The 22880-nt window shown below is 63.6% G+C and carries 17 protein-coding genes and 1 tRNA gene; 5 read left to right on the forward strand and 13 right to left on the reverse strand.

Features of this window, described 5'->3' with window-relative positions; all coding sequences use genetic code 11:
- Window positions 1-23: 23 nt before the first annotated feature.
- Window positions 24-3065: a TonB-dependent receptor gene (locus RMN99_RS07890; protein ID WP_309622759.1), complete on the reverse strand. Its 3042-nt coding sequence runs from the start codon at window positions 3063-3065 to the stop codon at window positions 24-26.
- Between the two features lie 261 nt (window positions 3066-3326).
- Here RMN99_RS07890 and RMN99_RS07895 point away from each other — a divergent pair, with 261 nt between their 5' ends.
- Window positions 3327-7619, forward strand: a complete 4293-nt coding sequence (locus tag RMN99_RS07895) for a Dyp-type peroxidase domain-containing protein (RefSeq protein WP_309622760.1) — start codon at window positions 3327-3329, stop codon at window positions 7617-7619.
- On the opposite strand, the gene RMN99_RS07900 is transcribed toward RMN99_RS07895, so the two are convergent.
- The 10 genes from RMN99_RS07900 to RMN99_RS07945 all read right to left on the reverse strand — a co-directional run bounded on the left by RMN99_RS07900 (window position 7597) and on the right by RMN99_RS07945 (window position 17530).
- Window positions 7597-10503 carry an adenylate/guanylate cyclase domain-containing protein gene (locus RMN99_RS07900; protein ID WP_309622761.1) on the reverse strand — a complete coding sequence of 969 codons (2907 nt, stop codon included), beginning with the start codon at window positions 10501-10503 and terminating at the stop codon, window positions 7597-7599. The genes RMN99_RS07895 and RMN99_RS07900 overlap by 23 nt on opposite strands.
- A complete protein-coding gene (locus RMN99_RS07905) occupies window positions 10500-11195 on the reverse strand; it encodes a Crp/Fnr family transcriptional regulator (protein WP_309622762.1) in 696 nt (231 codons plus the stop codon). Before RMN99_RS07905 ends, RMN99_RS07900 begins: the two co-directional genes overlap by 4 nt.
- 334 nt (window positions 11196-11529) lie before the next feature.
- Window positions 11530-12630, reverse strand: coding sequence for a DUF262 domain-containing protein (locus RMN99_RS07910; protein WP_309622763.1), 1101 nt, complete (start codon window positions 12628-12630; stop codon window positions 11530-11532).
- Entirely contained in the window at window positions 12627-13736 is a 1110-nt protein-coding gene (locus RMN99_RS07915; RefSeq protein WP_309622764.1) for an adenine-specific methyltransferase EcoRI family protein, read from the reverse strand. Before RMN99_RS07915 ends, RMN99_RS07910 begins: the two co-directional genes overlap by 4 nt.
- The gene (locus RMN99_RS07920; protein ID WP_309622765.1) at window positions 13733-14011 is read right to left on the reverse strand and encodes a hypothetical protein; all 279 of its coding nucleotides are present in this window, start codon (window positions 14009-14011) and stop codon (window positions 13733-13735) included. Before RMN99_RS07920 ends, RMN99_RS07915 begins: the two co-directional genes overlap by 4 nt.
- A gap of 161 nt (window positions 14012-14172) precedes the next feature.
- Window positions 14173-14259 (reverse strand) — tRNA-Leu (locus RMN99_RS07925).
- A gap of 307 nt (window positions 14260-14566) precedes the next feature.
- A complete protein-coding gene (locus RMN99_RS07930; protein ID WP_309622766.1) occupies window positions 14567-15238 on the reverse strand; it encodes a glutathione S-transferase family protein in 672 nt (223 codons plus the stop codon).
- A 63-nt stretch (window positions 15239-15301) separates the two neighbouring features.
- Entirely contained in the window at window positions 15302-16180 is an 879-nt protein-coding gene (locus tag RMN99_RS07935; protein WP_309622767.1) for a hypothetical protein, read from the reverse strand.
- A gap of 41 nt (window positions 16181-16221) precedes the next feature.
- A complete protein-coding gene (locus tag RMN99_RS07940) occupies window positions 16222-16650 on the reverse strand; it encodes a hypothetical protein (protein ID WP_309622768.1) in 429 nt (142 codons plus the stop codon).
- Window positions 16651-16744: 94 nt separating this feature from the next.
- Window positions 16745-17530, reverse strand: coding sequence for a ParA family protein (locus tag RMN99_RS07945; protein ID WP_309622769.1), 786 nt, complete (start codon window positions 17528-17530; stop codon window positions 16745-16747).
- A 185-nt stretch (window positions 17531-17715) separates the two neighbouring features.
- Between RMN99_RS07945 and RMN99_RS07950 the strand changes: the two genes are divergently transcribed.
- Both RMN99_RS07950 and fdhD read left to right on the forward strand, forming a co-directional pair.
- Window positions 17716-18093: a VOC family protein gene (locus RMN99_RS07950; protein WP_309622770.1), complete on the forward strand. Its 378-nt coding sequence runs from the start codon at window positions 17716-17718 to the stop codon at window positions 18091-18093.
- On the forward strand, window positions 18090-18866 hold the full coding sequence (gene fdhD, locus RMN99_RS07955) for a formate dehydrogenase accessory sulfurtransferase FdhD (protein WP_309622771.1): 777 nt from the start codon (window positions 18090-18092) through the stop codon (window positions 18864-18866). Before RMN99_RS07950 ends, fdhD begins: the two co-directional genes overlap by 4 nt.
- A gap of 156 nt (window positions 18867-19022) precedes the next feature.
- Here the strand turns inward: fdhD and metW are convergent, their stop codons facing one another.
- Together metW and RMN99_RS07965 are read right to left on the reverse strand one after the other, a co-directional pair.
- On the reverse strand, window positions 19023-19613 hold the full coding sequence (metW, locus tag RMN99_RS07960) for a methionine biosynthesis protein MetW (RefSeq protein WP_309622772.1): 591 nt from the start codon (window positions 19611-19613) through the stop codon (window positions 19023-19025).
- Window positions 19610-20731 carry a homoserine O-acetyltransferase gene (locus RMN99_RS07965; RefSeq protein ID WP_309622773.1) on the reverse strand — a complete coding sequence of 374 codons (1122 nt, stop codon included), beginning with the start codon at window positions 20729-20731 and terminating at the stop codon, window positions 19610-19612. The genes metW and RMN99_RS07965 overlap by 4 nt, the downstream gene beginning before the upstream one ends.
- 106 nt (window positions 20732-20837) lie before the next feature.
- Here RMN99_RS07965 and RMN99_RS07970 point away from each other — a divergent pair, with 106 nt between their 5' ends.
- Together RMN99_RS07970 and RMN99_RS07975 are read left to right on the forward strand one after the other, a co-directional pair.
- Complete coding sequence (locus tag RMN99_RS07970) at window positions 20838-21935, forward strand: histidinol-phosphate transaminase (RefSeq protein ID WP_309622774.1); 1098 nt, start codon at window positions 20838-20840, stop codon at window positions 21933-21935.
- Window positions 21932-22855 (forward strand): prephenate/arogenate dehydrogenase family protein, encoded by a 924-nt coding sequence (locus tag RMN99_RS07975; RefSeq protein WP_309622775.1) that lies wholly within the window; start codon window positions 21932-21934, stop codon window positions 22853-22855. The genes RMN99_RS07970 and RMN99_RS07975 overlap by 4 nt, the downstream gene beginning before the upstream one ends.
- Window positions 22856-22880 lie beyond the last annotated feature (25 nt).

A 22880-nucleotide genomic window follows, 5' to 3' on the forward strand; every position in this document is an offset into this window, starting at 1 on the left:
GCTTGGCTCCCCTCCCAGGAAGCTTAGAACTTCATGCCGGCCGTGATGCCATAACGGCGCGGTTCGAGCGTGAAGACGTTGGTGTAGTTACCCGACGATTGATCGGTCACGTAGAGACCGGTGATCGCGTCGTTGTCGGTCAGGTTCTGGATCCACCCGCGCAGGAACCATTTCCGATTCGGTCCATCGAGCTGTAGCTGGGCATTGACCTGGCTGAAGCTGGGCACTTCGTTGATGGCACCGTTGAAGATGTTGCCAGTCGACTTGCCGGTGTAGACGAAGTCAACACGCGGGGTCAGCGTCATTTCGCCCACCGGTGCGGCATACTGGATGCCGGCCGAGAACTTGTAGTCCGGAGCACCGGGCAGCTTGTTGCCCTTGATGTTCGATGCGATGCCCGCACTGTAGACCGTGAACGGCAGCGGCCCGGTCGGGGTTGCAAAGATGCCCCGCAGCCCGGCCGACGGGGCAGCGATTGCCCCCGCCAGCACGTTGCAGATCCCGAAGGCACCGGTCGAAGCGATGCCGCTTCCGGCACCGAACCCGGCCGGGCCAAGCAAGCCGAGACCGCCGTTGACCAGCGTCACGAACTGCTGCGTGCCCGAGGCGTTGCCGGCCGTGGTGGGAGCCACTGCGCAGTTCGCGCCATTGGTGATGTCCTTGATGATCACCGCATCAGCGCGGCCGCCACCAAAGTCACGCGGGTTGGCCAGCAACTTGTCTTCCGAAACTTCGGTGTGCAGGTAGCTTGCCCCGAAATTCATCGACAGTTCCGGGGTCGGCCGGATGACCGATTCGATTTCCAACCCGTAGATCGTGGCGCTGACGTTATCGTTGACCGAGGTCCGGGCAACGATGCGGCTAAGCTGCAGATCCTTGTAGTTGTAATAGAACGCGGTGACGTTGAAGGTCATCTTCCCGTTCATCAGCGTGTTCTTAGAGCCCACTTCAAAGGCGTTGACGAATTCCGGATCAAAGGTTTCCGGGACCGTGAAGATCGGCTGAAGCGGCGGATTGATGCCGCCCGACTTGTAACCGCGCGAGTACGACAGATAGACCATGTTGTCCGGGCTCAGATCGAAGTTGAGCACCGCACGCCCGGTCATTTCACTGAAGCTGACACTGCGGATCTGATAGGCCTCGCAGCCCGGAACCGAACCAATCGCACCAGCCACGTTCGAACCCGACGGTGAGCAGGCCGTTGCCGGATCGGCATCGAAGCCGGCGGCATAAGGCGATTGATACGCGTTGGTCGCGGTGTACGGGGTAATGAAGCTGGCCAGCGTGCTACGGGCCGTGATGAACTTTTCATCATGGTTGTAGCGCACGCCCAGGGTCAGCTTCACGCTGTCATTGAAGTCGTAATAGGCTTCCCCGAACAGACCCTGACTGTTGACCCGCAGGTCATCGGAATTGTTCCGGAACGTCGGCGTGCCAAGATAGCTGGGCGGACGACCCGTGCTAAGCGAGGTGAACGAACCGAACACACCGACGAAGTAATCGATCCCGAATGCGTCCACATAGTAGCTGTTTTCGGTCAGATGGAACTTCGAATAGATCCCGCCGAGCAGGATGTTGAACTTTCCGTCCCACTTGGAGGAAATGATCGCTTCGGCCGACCAGTTCGAGGTGTAAGAGTTTGAACGGTCAAAATCCTGCGGGGTTGTCGAACAGAGGCGGTGGCCGCCAAACACGCCGGTGCCGGTTTCTTCGGGCAGCGAGGTGCAGAGCGTGCCGTTGGGGCCATTGGGGATCAGCGCAGCGGCCAGCGGTGCAAAATAGGGGACAAATACGGCCCCGGCATTGCCCGCTGCAAAGAACGCCAGCGTGTTCAGCGCCGGCGCGTAATTGGCGCGGTTCTGCACCGACAGGTTGTAATCCTGCTGCGATTCGATCACCACGTTCTGGTAATTGCCCTGGAGGCTGAGGTTGAGCCCGCCGCCCAGGTCCTGATCCAGCCCGGCCTGCGCGATCCATTCACGCGTGTAGTAAGTCGGCGTGAAATCGGTGTTGACCGTGCGGTAGTCCGCCGGGTTGGTGGCACCGGCCCAGTTGTAGGGATCGATGGTGTTGCCATAATTGGCAAGCGACGACGAGCTGGTCCAGTTGGTGGCACCCACGCCATAAAGATCGCCCAGCGCAAATGACGTCGGCAGACCATTGATCGCGAAGAACTGCTTCGAGGTCAGCACACCCACGAACGAGGTGTTGGCATTGGTCATTTCAAACTCACGGCTGCCGGCCAGGCAGCCGAGCACGCCGGTGGGATCGCGATCGCACATCTGCTTCTGGATGCGCATGCGATTGTCTTTTTCATGGAAGTACTGGACCATGAAATCCATCGTCGTGCCGGTATCGGGTTCAACCCGCAGCGAGACGCGGCCGCCCCACATGTCGCGATCGTCGAGCTTGGTGTTGTCGAAGATGTTGGTCGTGTAACCACCGCGGTTGAGGTAGAAACCGGCCACGCGGACGGCGGCAACATCGCCCAGCGGCAAGTTGACCATCATCTTGCCCTTGATCGAATTGTAGTTGCCGTATTCGGCTTCCACAGAGGCTTCGGTGGAGGTCAGCTTGGGGGTCTGGGTCTTGAAGTTGATCACGCCCGAAGTGGCGTTGCGGCCATACAGCGTGCCTTGCGGCCCGCGCAGGACTTCGATCTGGCCCATGTCGTAGAATTCACTTTCGAACAGACGCGTGCCGGCCAGCGGCGCGTTGTTCATGTGAATCGCAGTGGCGCTATCGCAGGTCACGCCCACGCAGAGATCGCCGATCCCGCGGATGGTGAAGCTCGACCCGGTGAAGTTGCCTTTGGTGAAGGTCACGTTGGGCAGCGACAGCTGAAGATCCGACGTGTTCTTGATCTGCTGCTTGTCGAGCGCTTCGGAACTGAACGCGCTGACCGCGATCGGCACGTCCTGCAGCCTCTGGCTGGAACGCTGCGCGGTGACGACGATATCCGTTGTTGCCACGGGTTCTTCTGCGGCTGCAGTGTCCTGCGCGAAGGCCGGAAACGCGATTGCGCCGGCGCATACGCCAGCAAGCAGGGTCAATTTGCCCCTCATTATCCCACTCTCCTCATTGTGCCCGTCCCTATCCCGGGCGGTTGCGCATACGAATAGACCACCGTCTGCCGCGCTTTACAACAGGTTTTAATCGAAAGGTTAGTTCGGTTGGAAAGCGTAGCGTTCGCGCCACACCCGCCGACCGCCAAAGGCCGGCACCGGAACGGTCAGCCCATGTGACTTTCATCACTGCGCCGGTTGTGCCGCCGGGCGATTCACGGCAGCACGGCGCAACTGCCGCAAGGCGCAAGGGGAACGGCAATGGCGCGCGAGACGACCAGCAAGAGCATCGACGGGATCGCCGACCTGGTGGTCATCGCCCCGATAAAAGAAGGTTTCATCAACGCATACGAAAATATCACCTATGCCACGCGCCTGCGGATCGTGGCCGAGGCGCTCAACCGGGTGCGGGTCAGCGCGCGCGAGCACGAACTGGGTGTGCCGTTCTCGGATGTTACCGAACGCATCCTCACGCTGCTCGATTTACGCATCGGGGTGCTCGACAAGGGCCTGCTGGCGCTTGAAGGCCGCGGCGCCGGCGAACCCGAACTGCGCCCGCGCCGCTACCTCTATCTGACGGCGACGTTCGATACCGCGCTCGAACCCTACATGCGGCTGATCTGGGATCCGCTCGGGCCGTTCCTTGATCTGATCTTCTGCAACTGCGAAGGCTATGTGACGGCCGGCGATCACAGCTGCGAGGAATTTCTGGATTGGGTCCGCGCCAACCAGATGGACAGCGCAATCTTCTATGCCACCACCGGCAACACGATCCGCGACGATACCTATCACGGCAAGATCGACCGGCTGTTGCGCGATGTGAAAAGCGGCCCCGGCGAACTGGAGGTGCTGCGTGCCCGTGAACTGGATGTGGTGCGGGCGACCGCGCCCAACCCCGATACCGAAGCCAGCAAGATCCGCCGCCAGGCGCTGATCGAAGCCATGGCGGGCAAACCTGAAACCAACGTCAAGGTGGTCAAGCTGAACGAGCTGGCGCTGGAAGTGCTGACCGTGCTTTACCGGCTGGCCGATTTCTACCCGCCCGAATGGCAGTTCAACAAGCCGCTGGGTTCCTCTGCGCCGCCGCTCACAGAAGGCAAGTACCTCGCCCGGGTAGCCTACTCCATCCTGCAAGGCTGGAGCCCAAAGATGCTGAAGGGGGAAACCCCCAAACTCTTCAAGGAACCGCTTGCGTGGTACGAACGTGCGGCCGGTAAACTTGCCGACGGATCCATTCCCAACAAGCTGGGCCGCGCCACCCGGCCCGACCCGGCGTTCGATCCCAGCGAGGTTCAAGGCGGCATCCTGACCGCGCTTGACCAAACCGGCGATCCGGTGCGCCACGGCGCTTTGCTGCTGTTCAGCATTACCGAGCGCCACACCGCGCGCCGCTTCCTGGCCAGCCTGCCGGTTCACTTCGAGGGCGATCCGCCGCCGGCCAGCGGGCTTTATCTGACGATGGCCTTCACCTGCGAGGGTCTGCGGCGGCTGGGGCTTGACCAGGCGGTGATCGATGCGCTGCCCAAGGAATTTCGCGAAGGCATGGCGGCCCGCGCCGGGCTGATCGGCGATCTGCGCGAAAACCACCCGCGCCGCTGGACGCTGCCGCGCCGATGCTGGCCCGAAAAGACCAAGGTGCCGCCCCCGCCAGTTGACCTGACCGAGATCGATCTGGCGCTGCAACTGCGCTATGCCCCGCCAGCAGGCAGCGACCCCAACGACACCTCACCGCTCGAGGCCGAGATCACCCGGCTCGGTGCCGCCGCTGGCGCCGCCGGACTGATGCTGGTGGCCTGCGAGACCATGGGCCGCCTGCCGCACAGCGGCGATCCAGCCAGGTTCCAGGACCATTTCGGCTTTACCGACGGCATCAGCCAGCCCGATGTGCAGGGTGCCGAAGCGCCCGGGGCGCCCGATCTGTTCGAAACCATCACACCGCCCGACCCGTGGAATGCCGGGGTCCCGCTTGCCAAGCGCTGGAACAACAAGGCGCGCCTCGGCGAAGTCGTGTCAGGCTATCGCAACAACCGGATGGACCATGCGGGTGAGATCAAACCGATCACGCCGCGCAAGGACTATGGCGATTGGCAGGCCTGGCCGAAAAACGCCGCACGCCAACTGATGTTTGGGGGCAGCTTCCTGGTGGTGCGCAAGCTGCGCCAGCAGGTCGGCGAATTTGATCGCGTGCTCGAACAGGAAGCCGCGCGGCTGCGCGATCAGGATGGGCTGAAGATCGATGCCGAACAGCTTGCCTGGCAGATCATCGGCCGGCGCAGGGATGGCAGCCCGCTGGTCCAGGCCGGGACCGGACCCAACGATTTCACGTTCGAACGCGACGATCAAGGCAGCGCCTGTCCGTTCGCCGCGCATATCCGCCGCGCCAATCCGCGCAATTTCGAACATGGCCGTCCTGCGCCGCGGATTGTGCGCCGCGGCATGTCGTTCGGGCCGCTCCACGATCCCGGCGATCCGGCCTCGGCCAATGCGCCGCGCGGGCTGATGTTCATGTGTTACCAATCAAGCATTGCCGAGCAGTTCGAAGTGATCCAGCGCTGGCTCAATGGCGGCAACAGCACCGGCATTGCCTCAAGCCACGGCGATCCGCTGCTGGGGATCGGGCCCAAGGCTGATGCGCTTGGCTTTGGCGGGCCCCACGGCCAGCCGCGCCTGTTCCAGTTCGAATGGCAGGGCCGGGTGGCGCGGGTTGCCTTTCCCCGTCCGTTCGTCTCGCTTGATTGGGGGCTATACCTGCTCACCCCGTCGCGCCGGGCGCTGGCCATGCTGTGCGAGCAGTCCGACGAAGGCCGCGCGGTCATGACCGACCAGCCGATCGATTTTGCCGAGCTGAGGGAGAACCGCGGCCGCACTGCGATCGGGCGGGCCGCCAACTTGCCCGCCGAAGCCGCTGCGCTCGAATGGAAGCGGCTGCTTGAGGATATCGACGCCAAGGATCCGTTCGAGCTTTCGCAAACGCCCGATATCTGGTCCTCGATCCGCTGGTACGGCGGTGGTGCGTTGCGCCTGCAAACCCAGCAGACGGTGGTCACCACGCTGCGCGACATGCCATACAAGGATGTCCAGCCACTGTGGGCCAAGCTTGGCAAGCTGCTGAAAATCGGCTCGGCAGCGCTGCGCGAAGATGCCGCCAGCACCGCATTCAACCAGGCCGAGGTAGCCGCCGATGCGTCCGCTGATGCAAGCGCCAACGAAGCCGAAAAGCAGCCCACAGTGCTGGTTGCCAGCCCTTATCACGTCCGCCGCGTGCTGTCGGACTGGAAGCGCTATTCGGTTGACGAGCAACTGCACCGGATCGAGCAGACCAGCGGCGCGATCTATGTGACCCAGCAGCCTGACGACATCTACAAGAAATATCCTGAGCTCAACCACAAGTACAATTACCGCAAGGAAGCGCTGGCCACGAACCAGATCCTGCTGGCCTATGACGAGGCCGACGGGTTCGCCGACGGCTATGGACCGGCCACAGCGATCCTGGATACGGCGCGGACCACAGCGGCCGCGGTGCAGGTGGCGCCGCCGCTCGACTATTTCAAGCTTGAGCTGCGCCGCCAGTTTCTGATGCCAGCGCTGGGGGCGGTCTGTTCAAAGTGGTTCGGCATTCCCGGGCCGCCGGGTGACACGCCTGATCCCGAAGGTCTCAACAAGATCATGCTGAATGGCGGGTGGAACTGGGACACTGCAACCAAGGCCGACGATCCCAAAGGCGAAACGCTGCGCACCGCGCAGTGCCCGGGCGATTGCCTCTCACCCTCGCGCGGGGCGTTCTATCCGCGCCCCACGCCCAGCATCACCGCCTATGCCCACGATCACGGCCCCGCAATCCGCAAGGCCGGAAAGATGTTTATCGACAAGTACTGGGACAGCGGCCGCCCCCCGCCCGGCGATGTTGCCAGCGCAATGTTTGCGGCGATGGACGACAAGGCGGCGGTCTCGCGCAACCTCATCGGCATCATGGTCGGCGCGATGCCGCCGATGGACGGCAATCTGCGCGGCATTCTGGTCGAATGGCTGGGCGAACGGACGCTGTGGCGCCATCAGGCTGCCTACCTGCGCAAGCGCGCCGCGGGGATGGCGCCCTTCGAAGCCGCCCGCGCCGCGCTGTGGCGGCCGATGACCCGGGCGATGTGCAAACGCCCCGCGCCAGACCTGATCTATCGTCAGGCCAACCGCGACGATGTGCTGAAGCCCAATCCGAAGTCGAAATCGAAAGCCCAGCCAACCGCGGTGAAGGAAGGTGATCTGGTGATCGTCAGCCTGGTTGGCGCGGCGCAGGAATCGCTGCGCGATGGCGATCAGGACGGCGATGTCTCGATCATTTTTGGTGGTGACCGAAAGGCCGCATGGCAAGGCGATTACAAGTCCGGCTGCCGGCGGCACGAGATCGCCGATCCGGTCCATCCGGTCCATGCCTGTCCGGCCCAGAAAATGGCGATGGGGGCGATGCTGGGGATCCTGGCCGCGTTGTTCGACGCCGGCCGGATCGAAGCTCTGCCCGCATCGCTGATCGTCAAGATCAAGAACCTGCCGGCGCCGTAAGTGCCGCCAGGCGGCGCTGCATGCCAAGCGCGGCAAAGCCCGCGTGCGCGCGTGCGCGGCAGGCCTCTGCCATGGCGTGATCGCCCTGCAGGGCAAACACGTCAGCCGCGCACAGATCGGTTTCGAACTGTTCGCGCGGGGCCTCGCGCAGCCGCGCCGAAGCATAGGCGCGGTCAAGATAGTGGCGCGGCTCGAACGGTGTCCGGCCTTGCACAGCCAGCCGCGCGATGGCCCGGCAAGCCGTCCCTTCGCCGAGCCGGTCGCCCTCGTCCGCGCGCCTGCAGGCGGCCTCGTAGTGGTCCAGCGCGCGCTGCGTCTCGCCCGTCTCCGCTGCCATTTCAGCCAGCCAGCCGTGGTAGTTCGAAAGCCGCTGGCGACTGGCCGATCCGGTCAGCCAGGCGATGCGCGATGACAGCGCCTCGACATGCCGCTGGTCGCGGCTCAGCACCCACAGCGCGTAATCCTCAACCGCGCGGCACGACATGGTGAGATACCGCGCACGGGTCAGCAGGCTCACCTCGATCGCCTCGCGGATGAACGGCAGGCTGGCCTCGAATTCGTGTTCGCAGATCAGCCCGAGCGCGCGCAGCGACTGGATCGAGGCGATCAAGGGATGGAACGTGCCTTTGAGCGCCGCCATTGCCGCTGCAAAACCCAGGTGCGCTTCGCTGAAATGCCCCTGCACCGCCTCGACATAGGCGCGGCTGGCATAGGCATAGGCCAGCCCTGTTGCCGGCTCGCGCCCGGCCGAAGCGGCTTCCTTGGCGGCGATCGACTGGCTGAGCAGCGCCTTGGCCTGCGCGTAATTGCTGGCTATGGCATGCGATTGGCCAAGGTTGCCAAGCAATTGCGCGGTGAAGCCCGGACGCGCGGCTGCATCAAGCATGGCGCGCGCGGCTTCGAGGTGGTGGATTGAAGCCGCCGCATTGCCAAGGCCATAATTGATCGAACCCAGCCAGTATTCGGCCAGCAGCAGGCCCTCCTCATCCCCGGCTGCACGCGCGATGGCCGCCGCCGCTTCCAGCACCGGCAACTGTTCGTGCGCGGGATCGACCACCGATGCGCGGCCGAACCGGCCAATCAGGCTGCGGTGCAATTCGCTGCCCCCGCCGCCTACGCCAAGCTGTTCAAGGCCGAGCCGGTATTGCGCCTGCGCCCGGTCAAGCGCGCCTGCCGTCATCGCCAGATCGCCCGCCTTGATCGCATAACCGATCGCCTTTTCGGCACTGCCGCAGGCAGCGTGATGCCACGCCAGGGCATCGACCAGCCCGGCTTCACCGGCGCTGGCCGCCAGCCGTTCAAGTTCTTCACCGACCCTGGCGTGCAATTGGCGGCGCTGATCCAGCCCGATCGTGCGGTAAATCGCATCGCGGGTCAGCGCATGCTTGAACCGCATGATGCCGTCCACCTCGCCGCGGTGCAGGAAATCGCTTTCACTCAGCGCGGCCAGCACCGGGTCGTCTTCGGCCACACCGGTCACGCCCGAAAACAGCGCCAGCGGGACCATGTGGCCGATCACCGCAGCGGCCCGAACAAGGTCAGCCTGATCTTCGGGAAGCCGGAAAAAGCGCTTGTGGACAAGCGCTTCAAGCCAGGCTCCGGCATCGTTCCCGGCCGGTGCGCCCTGCCCGGGCAGTCGCGCGCTTTGCGTATGACACAGCTCTTCGATGTACAGCGGGCTGCCCCCGGCCAGATCGCGGATCCGCTCGATCCGGAAGGGATCGGCCGAGCGCAGCAGGCCCGTGATGATCTGATCGGACTCGTCGGGCGAAAGCGGCCCCAGCTTGATCGCGGCGATCCCGTCCTCGATCGCCGGCGCCGCGCCTTCGGGCCGGCTGGCCAGCACCACCAGCAGGCCTTCGCGGCGGCAGCGCAGCACTTCGCCCAGCAGCATATGGCTGGCATCGTCGGCCCATTGCCAGTCGTCGATCGCCAGCACCGCCGGGCGGTCTGGCGGGGCCCGTGCCCAATCGAGCACTTGCGCCGAAAGATCACCGCCGGCCAGCGCCGCCCCGTGGCGCAGCGACTGGGCAATCTGTTCGAACGGTTGCAGCGGCCGCGCGCCAAGATAGGCCTCGCAATACCCCTGGTGCACCGCGCAGCCGGCCGCAGCCGCTTCAGCCAGGAATTCGCGCAGCAGACGGCTCTTGCCGATGCCGGGCTCACCCCACACCAGCACCTGGCATTGCCCGCCGCGCACCGCCGCACCCAGATGCTGGCGCAGCACCGCAAGCGCGTCCTGCCGCCCGCTGAACGGCGACGCCCCGCGCCGCAGCCGCGCGCCAAAGCGATTGCCCACCGCCGCCCGCCCGGTGACCAGCAGCGCCTCGAGCGGCGCGCTGCGGCCTTTTACGCTGACCGCCCGTTCCGCGCCGATTTCAAACAGGTGCAGATCACCGCCAAGGCTGGCCTGGCTGACCAAGATCTGGTCGGCTTCGGCGGCATCGCACAGCCGCGCGGCAAGGTTTGTGGCATCCCCCAGCAGTTCGACCCGCCCGCGCACCAGATCGCCTTCGCGCACCAGCACCGTGCCGGCGTGAATGCCCGAATGGAGCCGCACGACCACGCCGGGAAAGCCGAACGACTGATCGAGCGCGGCAACCGCATCGTGCAGATCGAGCGCGGCTTCGGTGGCGCGGCGTCCGGCATCGTCGCGCGGCTGGGGATAGCCAAACACGCACAGCAGCCCGTCGCCATCGATCCGCACGATCAGCCCGCCGTGGCGATCGACCACGGCATCGAAAATGCCGCGCAGCGATTCGAGCAGGGCGGCAAACTGTTCGGGCTCAAGATTGCCAGAAATCAGGGTCGAATCGCACAAATCGCAGAACAGGATCGCCACATTGCGCCGCTGGCTGGAGGGCGGCGGCGCGGGCGCCTTCATCGCCGCAGCTCCTGCATCAGCGCTTCGAGCTGCGGCACTGACGGGATCGTCAGCGTGCGGCCCTGCTGCACGATCAGCCCCTGCCGCGCCAGCGCGCGCAGTTCACGCGTGGCGGTTTCGCGGTGCGTGCCGATCCGCGCGGCCAGTTCGGCATGGGTCGGCATCCGCGGCACGCTGCGCGCTTCGCCCTGGCCGGATCCGGGCAAGCGCAGCAATTCGGCGATCAACCGCCCCGCCACCGGCAGGCTGGCCATTTCAAACGCGCGGTCAGACAGGTTGCGGACCCGCACCGCCAGCTGCTGCGCCTGCCACAGGCCGGCGCCGGGAACGTCAGACAGGAAGCTGCGGAACTGCTCCGCGCTCAGCACCGCCAGTTCGCTGTTGCGCTGGGCCACCACGCTGGCTGATCGTTCGCCCCCGTCGATCGCCGCCAGTTCGCCCACCAGTTCGCCCGGTCCCATATCGCGGAACACGGTTTCCCAGCCGCCGAATGACAGCACCGAGGCGGTCAGCGTGCCCGCGACGATGTAATAGACTTCGCTGGAGCGCGTCCCCTCGCCGATCACGGCCTGTCCCGCGCCCGCCGAAACGCGCCGCGCCCGCGCCAGAAACGCCGCCGCCAGATCCTGCGGCAACCGCGCGGCCCCGCCACGCTGGCTCGAAACACTGTCTGATGGATCGGCGCTGTGCATGGTTCCCCCCGGAATCGCGACAACGATATGCTGATGTGAGGTTCGTCACAAGCCGCTTGGCACACCGCCCGCTGTTCGGTTTCGGCGCGGAAGAGCGGCAGTGCGCAGGGATGGTCCACACCCGCCCCGGAATCTCCCCATCGACTTGCGATGGGGAGGTGGCAGCCGGAACAGCTGACGGAGGGGTAACGCGCGCGAACCGGTCCTAAGCGGGCAAGAACCCGAGTTCATAAACCATCGGCCGCAGCTTGTTACCCAGCGCCGTATAGGCAGTCTTGAACGGATCGAAATCGGTCAGCTCGGTATCGCCATAGGCTTCGAGCGCCGTAGAATCCTATTTACCGCTCTTGATCCGATTGTGAGGCTGACACAGCATCTGGCAATTACTGGCGATAGATTTGCCGCCCTTGCTCCACGGCGTAATATGATCGGCTTCCATCGCCGAAATGTCGAATTTTTGCTTTGGTTCATCACAGGCCGGACAGAGCCCACCCTGGCGCTCATAAGCTTCACGCTTCATGTTGTCGGTAAAGGCTCTGATAGACAGTGTCCGTACACTGCCACTCAGAACATAGTCAAAAATGCCCGATTTCCGGGTGACATCTTCGTCCTGCATCAGGCGCAACACTTCGGCCTCAAGCTTTGATGTGTCCAGCTTCTCTTTACCATACCGGTTGTAAAGCGGCCCCCAAGCCACACCCTTCATCTCCCGTCGATAGTTTGGGAAAGTCAGGTTGACCCAATTGAGGACGGACTGAAAATAGCTCCACAGTTCGTTGGCATTTTGGTCGTGCTGGTGCTCGGCCATATAAACTTCAATCTTGCCTCCGGACAACCAGTCGAGCGCGGTTTCGAGATAGTCCTGCCGGATTGGCGTCCCATTCACCAGCTTGCTTCCCAGCGCTGCTGCAGGTGCGCCTGTGCGCGAGAACCAGCGCTTGGCGTCGCCAAGCCACGGGCCAGTGTAGATGGCGTTGCGCAACTCTTGCTCAGTCAGCTTCTCGCCCGCGATGTTGATAACCTTAAACCAGTCGAGCTTCTCGCCGTCATCGCCGTCGCAGACATAAACCGACAATTCATAGTCGAGAATCTGCTGCTGGCGCTCTTTGGGCAGATTGACGAAGCCGAACGGGTTGCCGTCGATTTCGACCGAATAATCCCCGTTCACATATTGGCAGATACTGACTGTGCGCTGTTGACCGTCCATCAGTTCGTAGCCGTCGTCCGCGACCGCCCAATACATCGTGTTGAGCGGAAACCCCCGGCGCACCGTGTCGATCACAGCGTTACGCTGCTTTTCCTTGTAGATAAATTCGCGCTGATATGCAGGGCGGATGTTTAGTCGACCGCTATAGCCGGTCACGCCCTGCTCGCCACAATCGGAGAAATTGTCGAAAAGTTCGGCAATTCGTATTTTCCGCAGATCGATTTTCATGTTGGCCTATGCCTGATTACCACACGGTCATACATCCGTTTATATTGTGCGTTCCCCATGTCGAGGTAGAAACGACCCGAACCAGACTGACCCGGGACGGCCAGTGCCATAGGGCGGGCCAGGTTCCCACTAAATCCTACAATTTCGAATTGATCCGGCGAAATCTTAGCTAACGCGGTAATTGGTAGACCCATATTCCCATCATAGTCACAAGGTATTTCTGTATATCTACCAACTTCTATTGCATCATAATTGACATAAGAAGGGTAACTTTTTGAATCATATGATCTAAATAAATTAAGCTTCTCATGCCTTTTTGAGAAATCCAAATTCGTGTACCAGCACCCTGTGCCTAGGCTTCTCCATTTTTGGCCATCATCATCAATCCAATAACGAGTATCACGTGGTTCGTAGTAAGATGGCACACGAAAGGCCATATCCCCGCAATATACTCCTTGCCACATGATGACGTCTGTTATCAAATTCGCAATTTCATTTGTAGCTACTTGATTTTGATTTCCTACAATAAGAAATTTTTTCTGATATTTTATCAACTGTGCGACAAATTCTCGAAATAAAGAAAATGGTGGATTCGTCACCACCACATCAGCCTGCTCCAGATATTCGACGCACTCCACACTCCGAAAATCGCCCGGTCCATATTCGGCGTCGCCCTTCAGCGTGCGGCAAGTGTTGGCATCGTTACGCAACAGCCATTCGACATCGGCGAGGTCGGTTGCACCGTCACCATTGGCGTCTGGAACTTCGCTGATCTCGATCGCATACGGTTCCTTCCCCTCTGGCTTCAGCCCTTTGATATCCAGCAAAGGCAAATAGCCGCCCGCAATTGTTGACTGAGCATAGCTCGTTGCGATCAATTTCTTGAGGCCCAGCGCGTTGAAATTGAGTGCGAAATAGCGGAAGAAATTGCTTTCATAAGGGTCATCACAATTGCACAGCACAACGTTGCCGCGCAATTGGGCACGGTAATGCTTTAGCTCGTTCTCTATATCCACGAGCTGTGTATAAAATTCGTCCTGCTTGGCGCTTTTCGCTTTTGAAAGCGCGCGGTTCCCGGACCCTTCTGTTGCATTTTGACGACTCATATCAATCCAACCTTCGCCTGCATGTTCCTTAATTGTTCCGATCTATAAGTTGAAGCTCCATTTGGGTCCAGTCTTTGATCGCATTTGCCCCCGTTTCGGTTCATCTTGATCGCGGGCGCACCAACATCGACCAGCCGCTTGGGCTCGTTTATAACGGTCAGTTCGGGATCGATCTGCTGAAACAGCCGCGCCAGTGCCGGACGGAAGCCGTGTTCGGTGGTCTCACAGCTCTTATAAAGGTGGCGGACTTCATCAAGATAGGCGGCAATCTGCATGCCCGTCTTACTTCCCTATTCGGAAAGTTCCCGCAAGGGCCGATCTTCTGGACTCCGTTTGCGCCGGAACCGGGATCTTCGGGACGAGAGCGTGCCCCTTCGCTTGCGCGCGGGAGTTTTTTGGATGACCGTCCCCCGGACGGTCATTTGATCCAATAAAATGGTGCCCAGAAGAGGACTCGAACCTCCACGCCCTTGCGAGCGCCAGCACCTGAAGCTGGTGCGTCTACCAATTCCGCCATCTGGGCACGGGTGGCATCCAGCGCCAGTTTGCGCGGGGTGCCGGGTAGGAGCGCGCCTCTAGCTGGGGGGTGAGCGGCTTGTCAACCAGTCGCTGCGCGACTTGTGGGTGTTTTTGCCAAAAAGCGGAAGGATTGGTTCACGCCAAGGCGCAAAAGGCGCGAAGGGATTGTGGTTGGGGTGATGGGAATCGTGCGCGGCAGCGCTGGGCCAGCGGCGGCTTTGCACTCTTGCAACCCGCTGCGCGGGGGAACTGGCTTTGAGGTTGATTCCATCCTCTTTGCGCCTTTGCGCCTTGGCGTGAACCAGACTTCCTTACGCGTTGACATCGGCGTAGTGGCTGGGCGGCTGGATCACTTCCATCCGTTCGGCCAGCAGCGGGCGGAAGCTGGGGCGGCTTTTGATCACGCCGTACCAGGCGGCGGCCTGTTCGTGCCCGGCCCAATCGAGCCCGCCGAGGTAATCGGCCACCGAAAGCTGCGCGGCGGCGGCCAGATCGGCCAGGCTGATCGTGGCCCCGGCCAGCCACGGGCGGTGATCAACCAGGTGATCGATGTAATAGAGATGCTCGTGCGCCAGCTTCATCGCTTCGCGCAGCATCCGGCTGTCGGGCGCCTGGCGATAGACCAGCCGCTTCTTCATCCGTTCGTGGAGCAGCGGCGCGGTGACATCGCCGAACAGGTTTTCATCGAACAGCGCGATCAACCGGCGAATTTCCGCGCGGGTCGCGGCGGTGCCGTTGATCATCGCATTCTTTTCAACCGTTTCTTCGAAATATTCGCAGATCGCCCGGCTATCACACAGGGTCAGGCCCTTTTCGCTTTCGTGCAGCACCGGGGTGCGTCCGGCGGGATTGAGGCCGAGGAAATCATCGCGCGCTTCCCACGGGTTTTCGCGCCACAATTCGTAAGGCACGCCCTTTTCGCTGAGCAGCAGGCGAACCTTGCGGCTGAACGGACACAGGGGGAACTGGAAAAGCTGCCACATCCCCCTGCCATGCCCAAGGGCGATTCGCGCCACAAGGCACGAGGGGGCGGAGCGACGACTTAATCAGGTGGATAACTGTTGCAGGAGCAGCCCCTCGCGCAGGCCGGTGGTGGAGATCTGGACCGTCTGCGCCCCGGTTTCCCCGATCAGCGCCGCCAGCAGCGCGGCAGCATGATCCAGCTGGCCGGCGCGGGCGGAACTGATCCCGGGCAGTGCGGCCAGCCGGCGCGGGCCGTATTCACGCACCGCTGCCTTGAGCGCGCGCGCCTCGGCGGCGAGAAACGGATCGGTGAAGTTCTGGCCCGAGCGCGCGGCTTCGAACTTGCCCAGCGCGCGCCACGATCCGCCGACCAGGTAAAGCGTCTCATCCGGCGCCATCTGTGCCCAGGGATGATCGCGCAGCCGTTCCTTGAGCGCGGCGCGCAACAGCCCGCGGCCCCCGGCCCGGATCGCCGCCACCGGCAGCACGCCCAGCCGGAACGAGGTGCATTGCGCCACCCGGTCATCGCCGATCCGCGCCAGCTCAAGACTGCCGCCGCCAAGATCGGCGACCAGCCCTTGCGCCCCGCCATGGGTGGCGATCACCCCGATCGCCGAGGCGCGGGCTTCATCCTCGCCCGAAAGCAGGCGGGCGGGAAGGCCCAGGGCGCGCACCGCAGCAAGGAATTGCTCGCCGTTGGCCGCATCGCGCACCGCCGCGGTGGCGACCACCTGCACCGACGTGGGCCGGATCAGGCGGATCAGCGCGGCATAACGGCGCAGTTCGCGTAAAGCCGCATCCATCGCGCGCTTATCAAGCTTGCCCTGCGCGACAACGCCGCGGCCCAGCCCTGCGGCCAGCTTATCGTTATACAGAACGTCGCCCACCCCGGCCCCGAACACTTCGAGACGGATGGTGTTCGATCCGATATCGACGATCACGTGGCGCGGCGCAGCAGACATCTTGCCGCGCTTAGCTCCATTTTACAGCGAAGGCGAAAAAATCAGTCGAGATCGCCCAGATCGCGCTCAAGCTGCTTGCCGATCGCCGCGAGCTGGGGGGCCAAGGTTTCGGCCACGCCCAGCAGCGATCCCGCCGCAGTCATCATGCCGGGCACGCGGCGTTTGATTTCGCGCGGCATGGTCCTGGCATCGGGGCCGGCCAGATCGCCCAGCGTGGCCCCTTTGGGGATCCTGCGCGCGGCATCGTGGTTGCCGGTGCTTTCCATTACCCGCACCAGCGGATCGGCCGGCATTGCCAGCATCGCCGCGATCAGCGCGCCCATGGCATGGCCCACGGCCGCCTGGGTGCGAGGATCTTCCAGCTGGCGGATCATATCGTCCGCAGCACCCGCGCGATCACGCGCTGCGGCCGGCACCGGAGCGAGCACGAGCGCGGCCAGCGGCAGCGCCAAAAGCTTGACCATCGACATTGGCGAATTCCCCTAAAACCCGAATGCCGGGCGCGCCGGATAATTAACGCCAACGAGCTTGCGCGTATCTGAATGAACCCGCGGTGGCGGCGGTTCAGGCCATCGCGGTCTGTCGGCCAAACAATGTACCCTGGCCAGGGGCTTGCGCATCGGCCATCAGCCGCGCCTCGATCCCGTTGCAGAGCCGCGCCAGGGCGCGCGCGGCATCGCCATGTGCGGCAAAGGTGCCAAGCGGCGCGCGTTCCACGGCCACCTGCTCAAGCTGCGCGGCAAACGGGATGACCGGCCAGCCCGCCGCTGCGCCTTCACGCACCGCGCGGTGCAGCGGGCGGCGCGAATTGTACATCGAAAGCACCGGCAGCAGCGGCGGATGCCGATGGTGGTGGCGCACCAGCTCGCGCCGCAACATTTCGAGCGCGCGGGCCGAAAGCGGGCTGGCGGGGAGCGGCACGATCAGGACATCGGCGGCGGCGATCACCTGGTCGGAAATCTCGCTGAGCCCGGCCGGACAATCGATCACGATCCGTTCAAAATCACTTTTCAGCAGGTTGGTCATCGTCGCCAGGCGGCGGCGCTGGCCCAGCCGTGCCAATTGTCCGGGCAGATGGCGCAAGCTTTCGTCGCCAGGGATCAGCGAGAGGCGTTCATAAGCTGTACGCTCAATCAACTGGCGCGGCTTGCCATCGCGCTGGAAAGCCGCCGCAGCCCGGCCGTGCGGAACCGGATCGAAGCCCAGCAGGAACCCCGCCCCGGCCTGCGGATCAAGATCCCACAGCAAGGTGTTGCGCCCGCCGGCGCTGGCCAGGCGCCAGGCCAGATCGACCGCCAGCGTGGTCTTCCCGACCCCGCCCTTCATGCTGTAGACGGCGATTACCGCCATCGTTTGCGCCCCTTGTCTGCGTGCTTGGAGCCAGCATGACGCAATGCTGCCGTTTGGCAATCGGTAGGTTTCCGCTATCCACCAGCATCGTGCAAACGATTGTGCCGCGTTTAATCCGCCATGGCCGATTGACCCGGCCCAAGCATCGGATAAAGTGGCATAACGCAACTGGATGGAGAGAGCAGATGTACAGTCACAACATGGTGGGATCGAACGATCTGGCCAAGGCGAAAACCTTTTATGATGCCACGTTCCAGGCGCTGGGCGGCAAGGAAGCGATCCAGGACGACAAGGGCCGCCTGATCTACATGCACAACAACGGCATCTTTATCGTCACCCCGCCGATCGATGGCCAGCCCGCCACCGCCGGCAACGGCTGCACGATCGGCTTTGCGGTCGACAGCCCCGAACAGGCCAATGCCTGGCACGATGCCGGCGTGGCCGCTGGCGGCAAGGCGATCGAAGATCCGCCGGGGGTGCGTGAAGGCGGCATGGGCGCGCTCTACCTCGCCTATCTGCGCGATCCCGATGGCAACAAGCTGTGCGTCCTCAAGCGGATGTGAGCGAAACCCTGTTTGAAATACGGCCAGACGGCACCCGGCGCGCGATCACACGCGACTGGGTGCCCGAAGCCCCGGTGGCGCTGGAATTCAACGGCCTGTCCTATGCCGTGATGATGGCCAGCCCGGCAGACCTCGATGATTTCGCCACGGGCTTTGCGCTGAGCGAGGGCTTGGCCGCCAGCCCCTCCGACATTTCCGATATTGCCGCCGCCGAAGTGGAAAACGGCTGGGTGGTGCGCGCGCAGCTGGCCGGGCTGGGGATCGACAAGCTGACCGAACGGGTGCGCAACCGCGTGGCCGAATCGAGCTGCGGTCTGTGCGGGATCGACAATCTGGCCGAAGTGGCGCGGCCCTTGCCGCAGGTCGCTCGGCATCAAGCGATCGAACCGGCGGCGATCTTCGCCGCGCTGGCAGCGCTGCGCCCCTTGCAGGAACTGACCCGCCGGACCGGCGCCGCCCATGCCGCGGCCTGGGCTTCGCCAAGCGGCCAAATCGGGCTGCTGCGTGAAGACGTGGGCCGCCACAATGCCATGGACAAGCTGATCGGCGCGATGGCCCGCGCCGGGCGGCCGCTTTCCCCCGGCTTTGTGATCAGCACCGCGCGGTGCAGCTATGAAATCGTCGAGAAGGCGGTGCGCGGCGGCGCGACGACGCTGGTTTGTGTGTCGCTTCCGACGTCGCTGGCGGTGCAGCGGGCCAAAGCCGCCGGGCTCAGCCTGTGGGCGCTGGCGCGCGACGATTCGGTGCTGCTGGTGACTGCCGCTACCCCCTAGGACTGCACCATTTTCACACAGTGCAATTGGGGCGGGGGCTGTGCGAAGCACTCACGGAGGGGTATCGACCCTTGCGCCATTACCCCTCCGTCACGTCCTGCAGACGATCCACCTCCCCATTTGTGGCATTCGCCAAAAATGGAGAGGACCTCCGGCTTATCTGGACAGCAGAAACACCGCGTGCTCGGCGCGCCAGGCCGCCGCAGCCGGGCCGATCCGCCGGTCGCCCGAAAGGAACCATTCGCCTTCCACCCGGCAGCCCTTGTCCGCCACCAGCAGGCGGAAATCGCGCACCGTCACGTGGTGGATGTTGGGGGTTTCGTACCAGGCGATCGGCAGCAGCCGGGTCACCGGCATCCGCCCGTTCCACAGCAGGCTGGCGCGCACCCGCCAGTGCGCGAAATTGGGGAACGAGACGAACGCCTTGCGCCCGACCCGCAGCAGCTCTTCCAGCACCTGATCGGGCCGCTTGGTGGTCTGCAGGGTCTGGCTGAGGATCGCGTAATCGAACGCCGCATCGGGATAGTCGGCCAGATCGGTATCGGCATCGCCCTGCATCACTGAAAGGCCCTTGGCGACGCATTCGGCAACGTTGTGCTGATCAAGTTCAAGCCCGCGGGCATCCACTTGATGACGATCACGCAGTTCGGCCATCAGCGCACCATCGCCGCAACCAACATCGAGCACACGGCTGCCCGGGACGATGTTATCGGCGATGATCGCAAGATCGGGACGCAGCGCGGTCATCCCAGGAACCCCGCGATCACCCGGTCAAGCGCCGGTACATCAAGCAGGAAGCTGTCGTGGCCGAACGGGGCCGACAGTTCAACGAAACTGACCGCCGCGCCCGAGGCGTTGAGCGCATGGGCGATGGTGCGGCTTTCTGCCGTGGGATAAAGCCAATCGGTATCGAAGCTGACCAGGCAGAACCGCGCGCTCGAACCGGCGAAGGCCTGGGCCAGTTTTCCGCCCCCCTCACCACCTGCAACCTCCTCGGCCAGATCGAAATAGTCCATCGCCCGGGTGATGTAGAGGTATGAATTGGCATCGAACCGGTCGGTAAAGCTCAGCCCCTGGTGGCGCAGATAGCTTTCGACCTGGAAATCGGCGTCGAAACCGAATGTCTTCACATCACGGTCTTGCAGTTTGCGGCCGAACTTTTCGTGCATCCCCTCTTCGGACAGATAGGTGATGTGCGCCGCCATGCGCGCCACGGCCAGGCCGTTATCCGGGCCCTTGCCGCTGGCGTAGTAATCTCCGCCCTGCCACTTGGGATCGGCCATGATCGCCTGCCGGCCAACTTCATGGAACGCAATGTTCTGCGCCGAATGGCGCGCGGTGCTGGCAATCACCAGCGCGGCGCGGGTGCGCTGCGGCCAATTGGCGGCAAAGCTGAGCGCCTGCATTCCGCCCATCGATCCGCCAACCGCGGCGTGGAGCTGTTCGATACCCAGCGCATCGAGCAACGCAACCTGCGCGCGGACCATATCGCGGATGGTGATCACCGGAAAGCGCATCGCATAGGGCTTGCCATCGGCGGCCAGGCTTTCTGGCCCGGTCGATCCCATGCACCCGCCCAGCACATTGGCGCAGATCACGAAGAACCGGTTCGTGTCGATCACATTGCCGGGGCCGATTGACTTGGCCCACCAGCCCGGCTTGCCGGTCTTGGGGTGCGCGCTGACCATATGCTGGTCCATTGTCAGCGCATGGAACACCAGAATGGCGTTCGACTTCCCGGCGTTGAGCGTGCCAACCGTTTCATAGGCAACTGCCACTTGCGCCAGCGATTGTCCGCCATCAAGCGGCAGCGGTGCGGGCAGCACAAGGGTTTGATTCACCAGGTTCAGATCGGCGGCGGCCATGGCGGCCCGATTGGGCGAGGACAGGGGCGCTGTCAATTCCTCCCCGGTGCGGGAGGGGGAGGAACTGGCTGGCAAATCCGCCGTCACCTGCTATGCGCAGCCCGCAATGGCAAGCGCACCCATCCCCAAGCCGTGGATCGCCGCGATCCAGGCCTATGTTCCCGGCAAGTCCGGGGCAGACGGTGTGCCGGTGGTCAAGCTTTCGGCCAACGAGAACCCGCTGGGCTGTTCGGCGCTGGCGCTGGCTGCGCGGGCCGATGCGCAGCACCCCAGCCGCTATCCCGATGGCGATAGCGCCGCGTTACGGGCCGCATTAGGCGCCCTTAACGGGATTGACCCCGCGCGGATCATCATGGGTGCCGGTTCGGGCGAACTGCTTTACCTGGCTGCCAGCGCCTATGCCGGGCCAGGCGATGAAGTGCTGTTCTCTGAGTATGCCTTCTCGCTTTATGATATCGTTGCGCGGCGCGCCGGGGCGGAGCCGGTGGAGGCCCCGGCCAGCGATTACGGCACCGATGTCGATGCGCTGCTGGCAGCCGTCACGCCGCGGACCCGGGTGGTGCTGGTCGCCAATCCCAACAATCCCACCGGCACCTATCTGCCCAAGGCCGAGATCGCCCGGCTTCATGCCGCGCTGCCCGCTGACGTGCTGCTGGTGCTCGATCTCGCCTATATCGAATATGTTGATCCGGCAGTCGATGATGGCGCGATGGCGCTGGCGACGAGCCAGCCCAACGTGCTGGCTACCCGCACCTTCTCCAAGGCCTATGGCCTGGCCGGTGAACGCGTCGGCTGGGGCACGGGCAGCGCCGCGGTGATCGAAGTGCTGAACCGCCTGCGCGGTGCGTTCAACGTCTCGAACGAAGCCCAGGCGATGGCGCTGGTCGCGCTGGACGATCAGGCTTTCGTTGAACAATCGCGCCGCCACAACGCCGCGGTGCGGGCGCGCTTCGCCGCACAGATCGAGGCTTTGGGCAACCACGGCCTGCGCGCCGTGCCCAGCGAAGCGAACTTCGTGCTGGTGTTGTGCGAGGGCAAGCTGACCGGCCAGGCTGCTTACCAAGGGCTGGCAAAAGCCGGCTATATGACCCGCTGGTTTTCCGTCCCCGGCCTCGACAAAGGCGTGCGGATCACCATCGGCACGGCGGACGACATGGACGGCGTGGCCCGCGTGCTGCGCGAACTGGCTAAGGCAGCGCGATGACCTTTCAGCATGTTGCGATCATCGGGCTGGGCCTGCTTGGCGGGTCGATCGGACTGGCGGTGCAGGAACATCTGCCGCAGATCAAAACCACGGGTTACGATGCCGATCCCGCCACCCGCGCGCGCGCGGCTGAGCGCGGGCTGATCGCCGCGGTGTGCGATAGCGCCGCCGCTGCCGTGCAGGGTGCCGATCTGGTGATCATGTGTGTCCCGGTCGGCGCGATGGGCGCAGCGGCGGCCGCAATTGCCGGGGCCTTGCCCGCAGGCGCGCTGGTCAGCGATGTCGGCTCGTCCAAGCAGACGGTGGCAAAGGCCTTGGCCGAGGCGCTGCCCGGCCATGCCATCATCCCCGCGCACCCGGTGGCGGGGACCGAGCGCTCCGGCCCCGACGCGGGCTTTGCCAGCCTGTTTCAGCAGCGCTGGTGCATCATCACTCCGCCCGCCCCCCCTGCACTTGGAGCCGATCCCGCATTGCTGGCCGCGCTATGCGCCTTCTGGGAGGCGCTCGGGGCGAAAGTCGATGTGATGGACGCCGCGCACCACGATATGGTGCTGGCCGTCACCAGCCACCTGCCGCACCTGATTGCCTATACCATCGTCGGCACCGCGTCCGATCTTGAAGGGGTGACCGAAAGCGAAGTGATCAAGTATTCGGCCGGGGGTTTCCGCGATTTCACCCGCATCGCCGCCAGCGATCCGACCATGTGGCGCGATGTGTTCCTGTCCAACAAGGACGCGGTGCTGGATATGCTGCAGCGCTTCACCGAAGACCTGACCGCGCTGCAACGCGCGATCCGGGTCGGCGACGGCGATCAGCTGTTCGAACATTTCGCCCGCACCCGGGCGATCCGCCGCTCGATCATCGAACTGGGACAGGACGATGCCCGGCCAGACTTTGGCCGTAGCGATCATGACAGCTGAACCGGCAGTGGGAACAGCGCCCGCC

The sequence above is a fragment of the Novosphingobium sp. genome (assembly GCF_031417815.1).
Lineage (GTDB): Bacteria > Pseudomonadota > Alphaproteobacteria > Sphingomonadales > Sphingomonadaceae > Novosphingobium.

Excerpts from the sequence above, each read along its gene's own strand:
- RMN99_RS07890 (WP_309622759.1), bottom strand. The coding sequence starts at position 3,065 with ATGAGGGGCAAATTGACCCTGCTTGCTGGCGTATGCGCCGGCGCAATC.
- RMN99_RS07945 (WP_309622769.1), bottom strand. The coding sequence starts at position 17,530 with ATGGCGGTAATCGCCGTCTACAGCATGAAGGGCGGGGTCGGGAAGACC.
- RMN99_RS07975 (WP_309622775.1), top strand. The coding sequence starts at position 21,932 with ATGACCTTTCAGCATGTTGCGATCATCGGGCTGGGCCTGCTTGGCGGG.
- RMN99_RS07920 (WP_309622765.1), bottom strand. The coding sequence starts at position 14,011 with ATGCAGATTGCCGCCTATCTTGATGAAGTCCGCCACCTTTATAAGAGC.
- RMN99_RS07900 (WP_309622761.1), bottom strand. The coding sequence starts at position 10,503 with ATGAAGGCGCCCGCGCCGCCGCCCTCCAGCCAGCGGCGCAATGTGGCG.
- metW (WP_309622772.1), bottom strand. The coding sequence starts at position 19,613 with ATGACCGCGCTGCGTCCCGATCTTGCGATCATCGCCGATAACATCGTC.
- RMN99_RS07905 (WP_309622762.1), bottom strand. The coding sequence starts at position 11,195 with ATGCACAGCGCCGATCCATCAGACAGTGTTTCGAGCCAGCGTGGCGGG.
- RMN99_RS07970 (WP_309622774.1), top strand. The coding sequence starts at position 20,838 with ATGGCAAGCGCACCCATCCCCAAGCCGTGGATCGCCGCGATCCAGGCC.
- RMN99_RS07910 (WP_309622763.1), bottom strand. The coding sequence starts at position 12,630 with ATGAAAATCGATCTGCGGAAAATACGAATTGCCGAACTTTTCGACAAT.
- RMN99_RS07935 (WP_309622767.1), bottom strand. The coding sequence starts at position 16,180 with ATGTCTGCTGCGCCGCGCCACGTGATCGTCGATATCGGATCGAACACC.
- RMN99_RS07965 (WP_309622773.1), bottom strand. The coding sequence starts at position 20,731 with ATGGCCGCCGCCGATCTGAACCTGGTGAATCAAACCCTTGTGCTGCCC.
- RMN99_RS07915 (WP_309622764.1), bottom strand. The coding sequence starts at position 13,736 with ATGAGTCGTCAAAATGCAACAGAAGGGTCCGGGAACCGCGCGCTTTCA.
- RMN99_RS07950 (WP_309622770.1), top strand. The coding sequence starts at position 17,716 with ATGTACAGTCACAACATGGTGGGATCGAACGATCTGGCCAAGGCGAAA.
- RMN99_RS07940 (WP_309622768.1), bottom strand. The coding sequence starts at position 16,650 with ATGTCGATGGTCAAGCTTTTGGCGCTGCCGCTGGCCGCGCTCGTGCTC.
- RMN99_RS07930 (WP_309622766.1), bottom strand. The coding sequence starts at position 15,238 with ATGTGGCAGCTTTTCCAGTTCCCCCTGTGTCCGTTCAGCCGCAAGGTT.
- RMN99_RS07895 (WP_309622760.1), top strand. The coding sequence starts at position 3,327 with ATGGCGCGCGAGACGACCAGCAAGAGCATCGACGGGATCGCCGACCTG.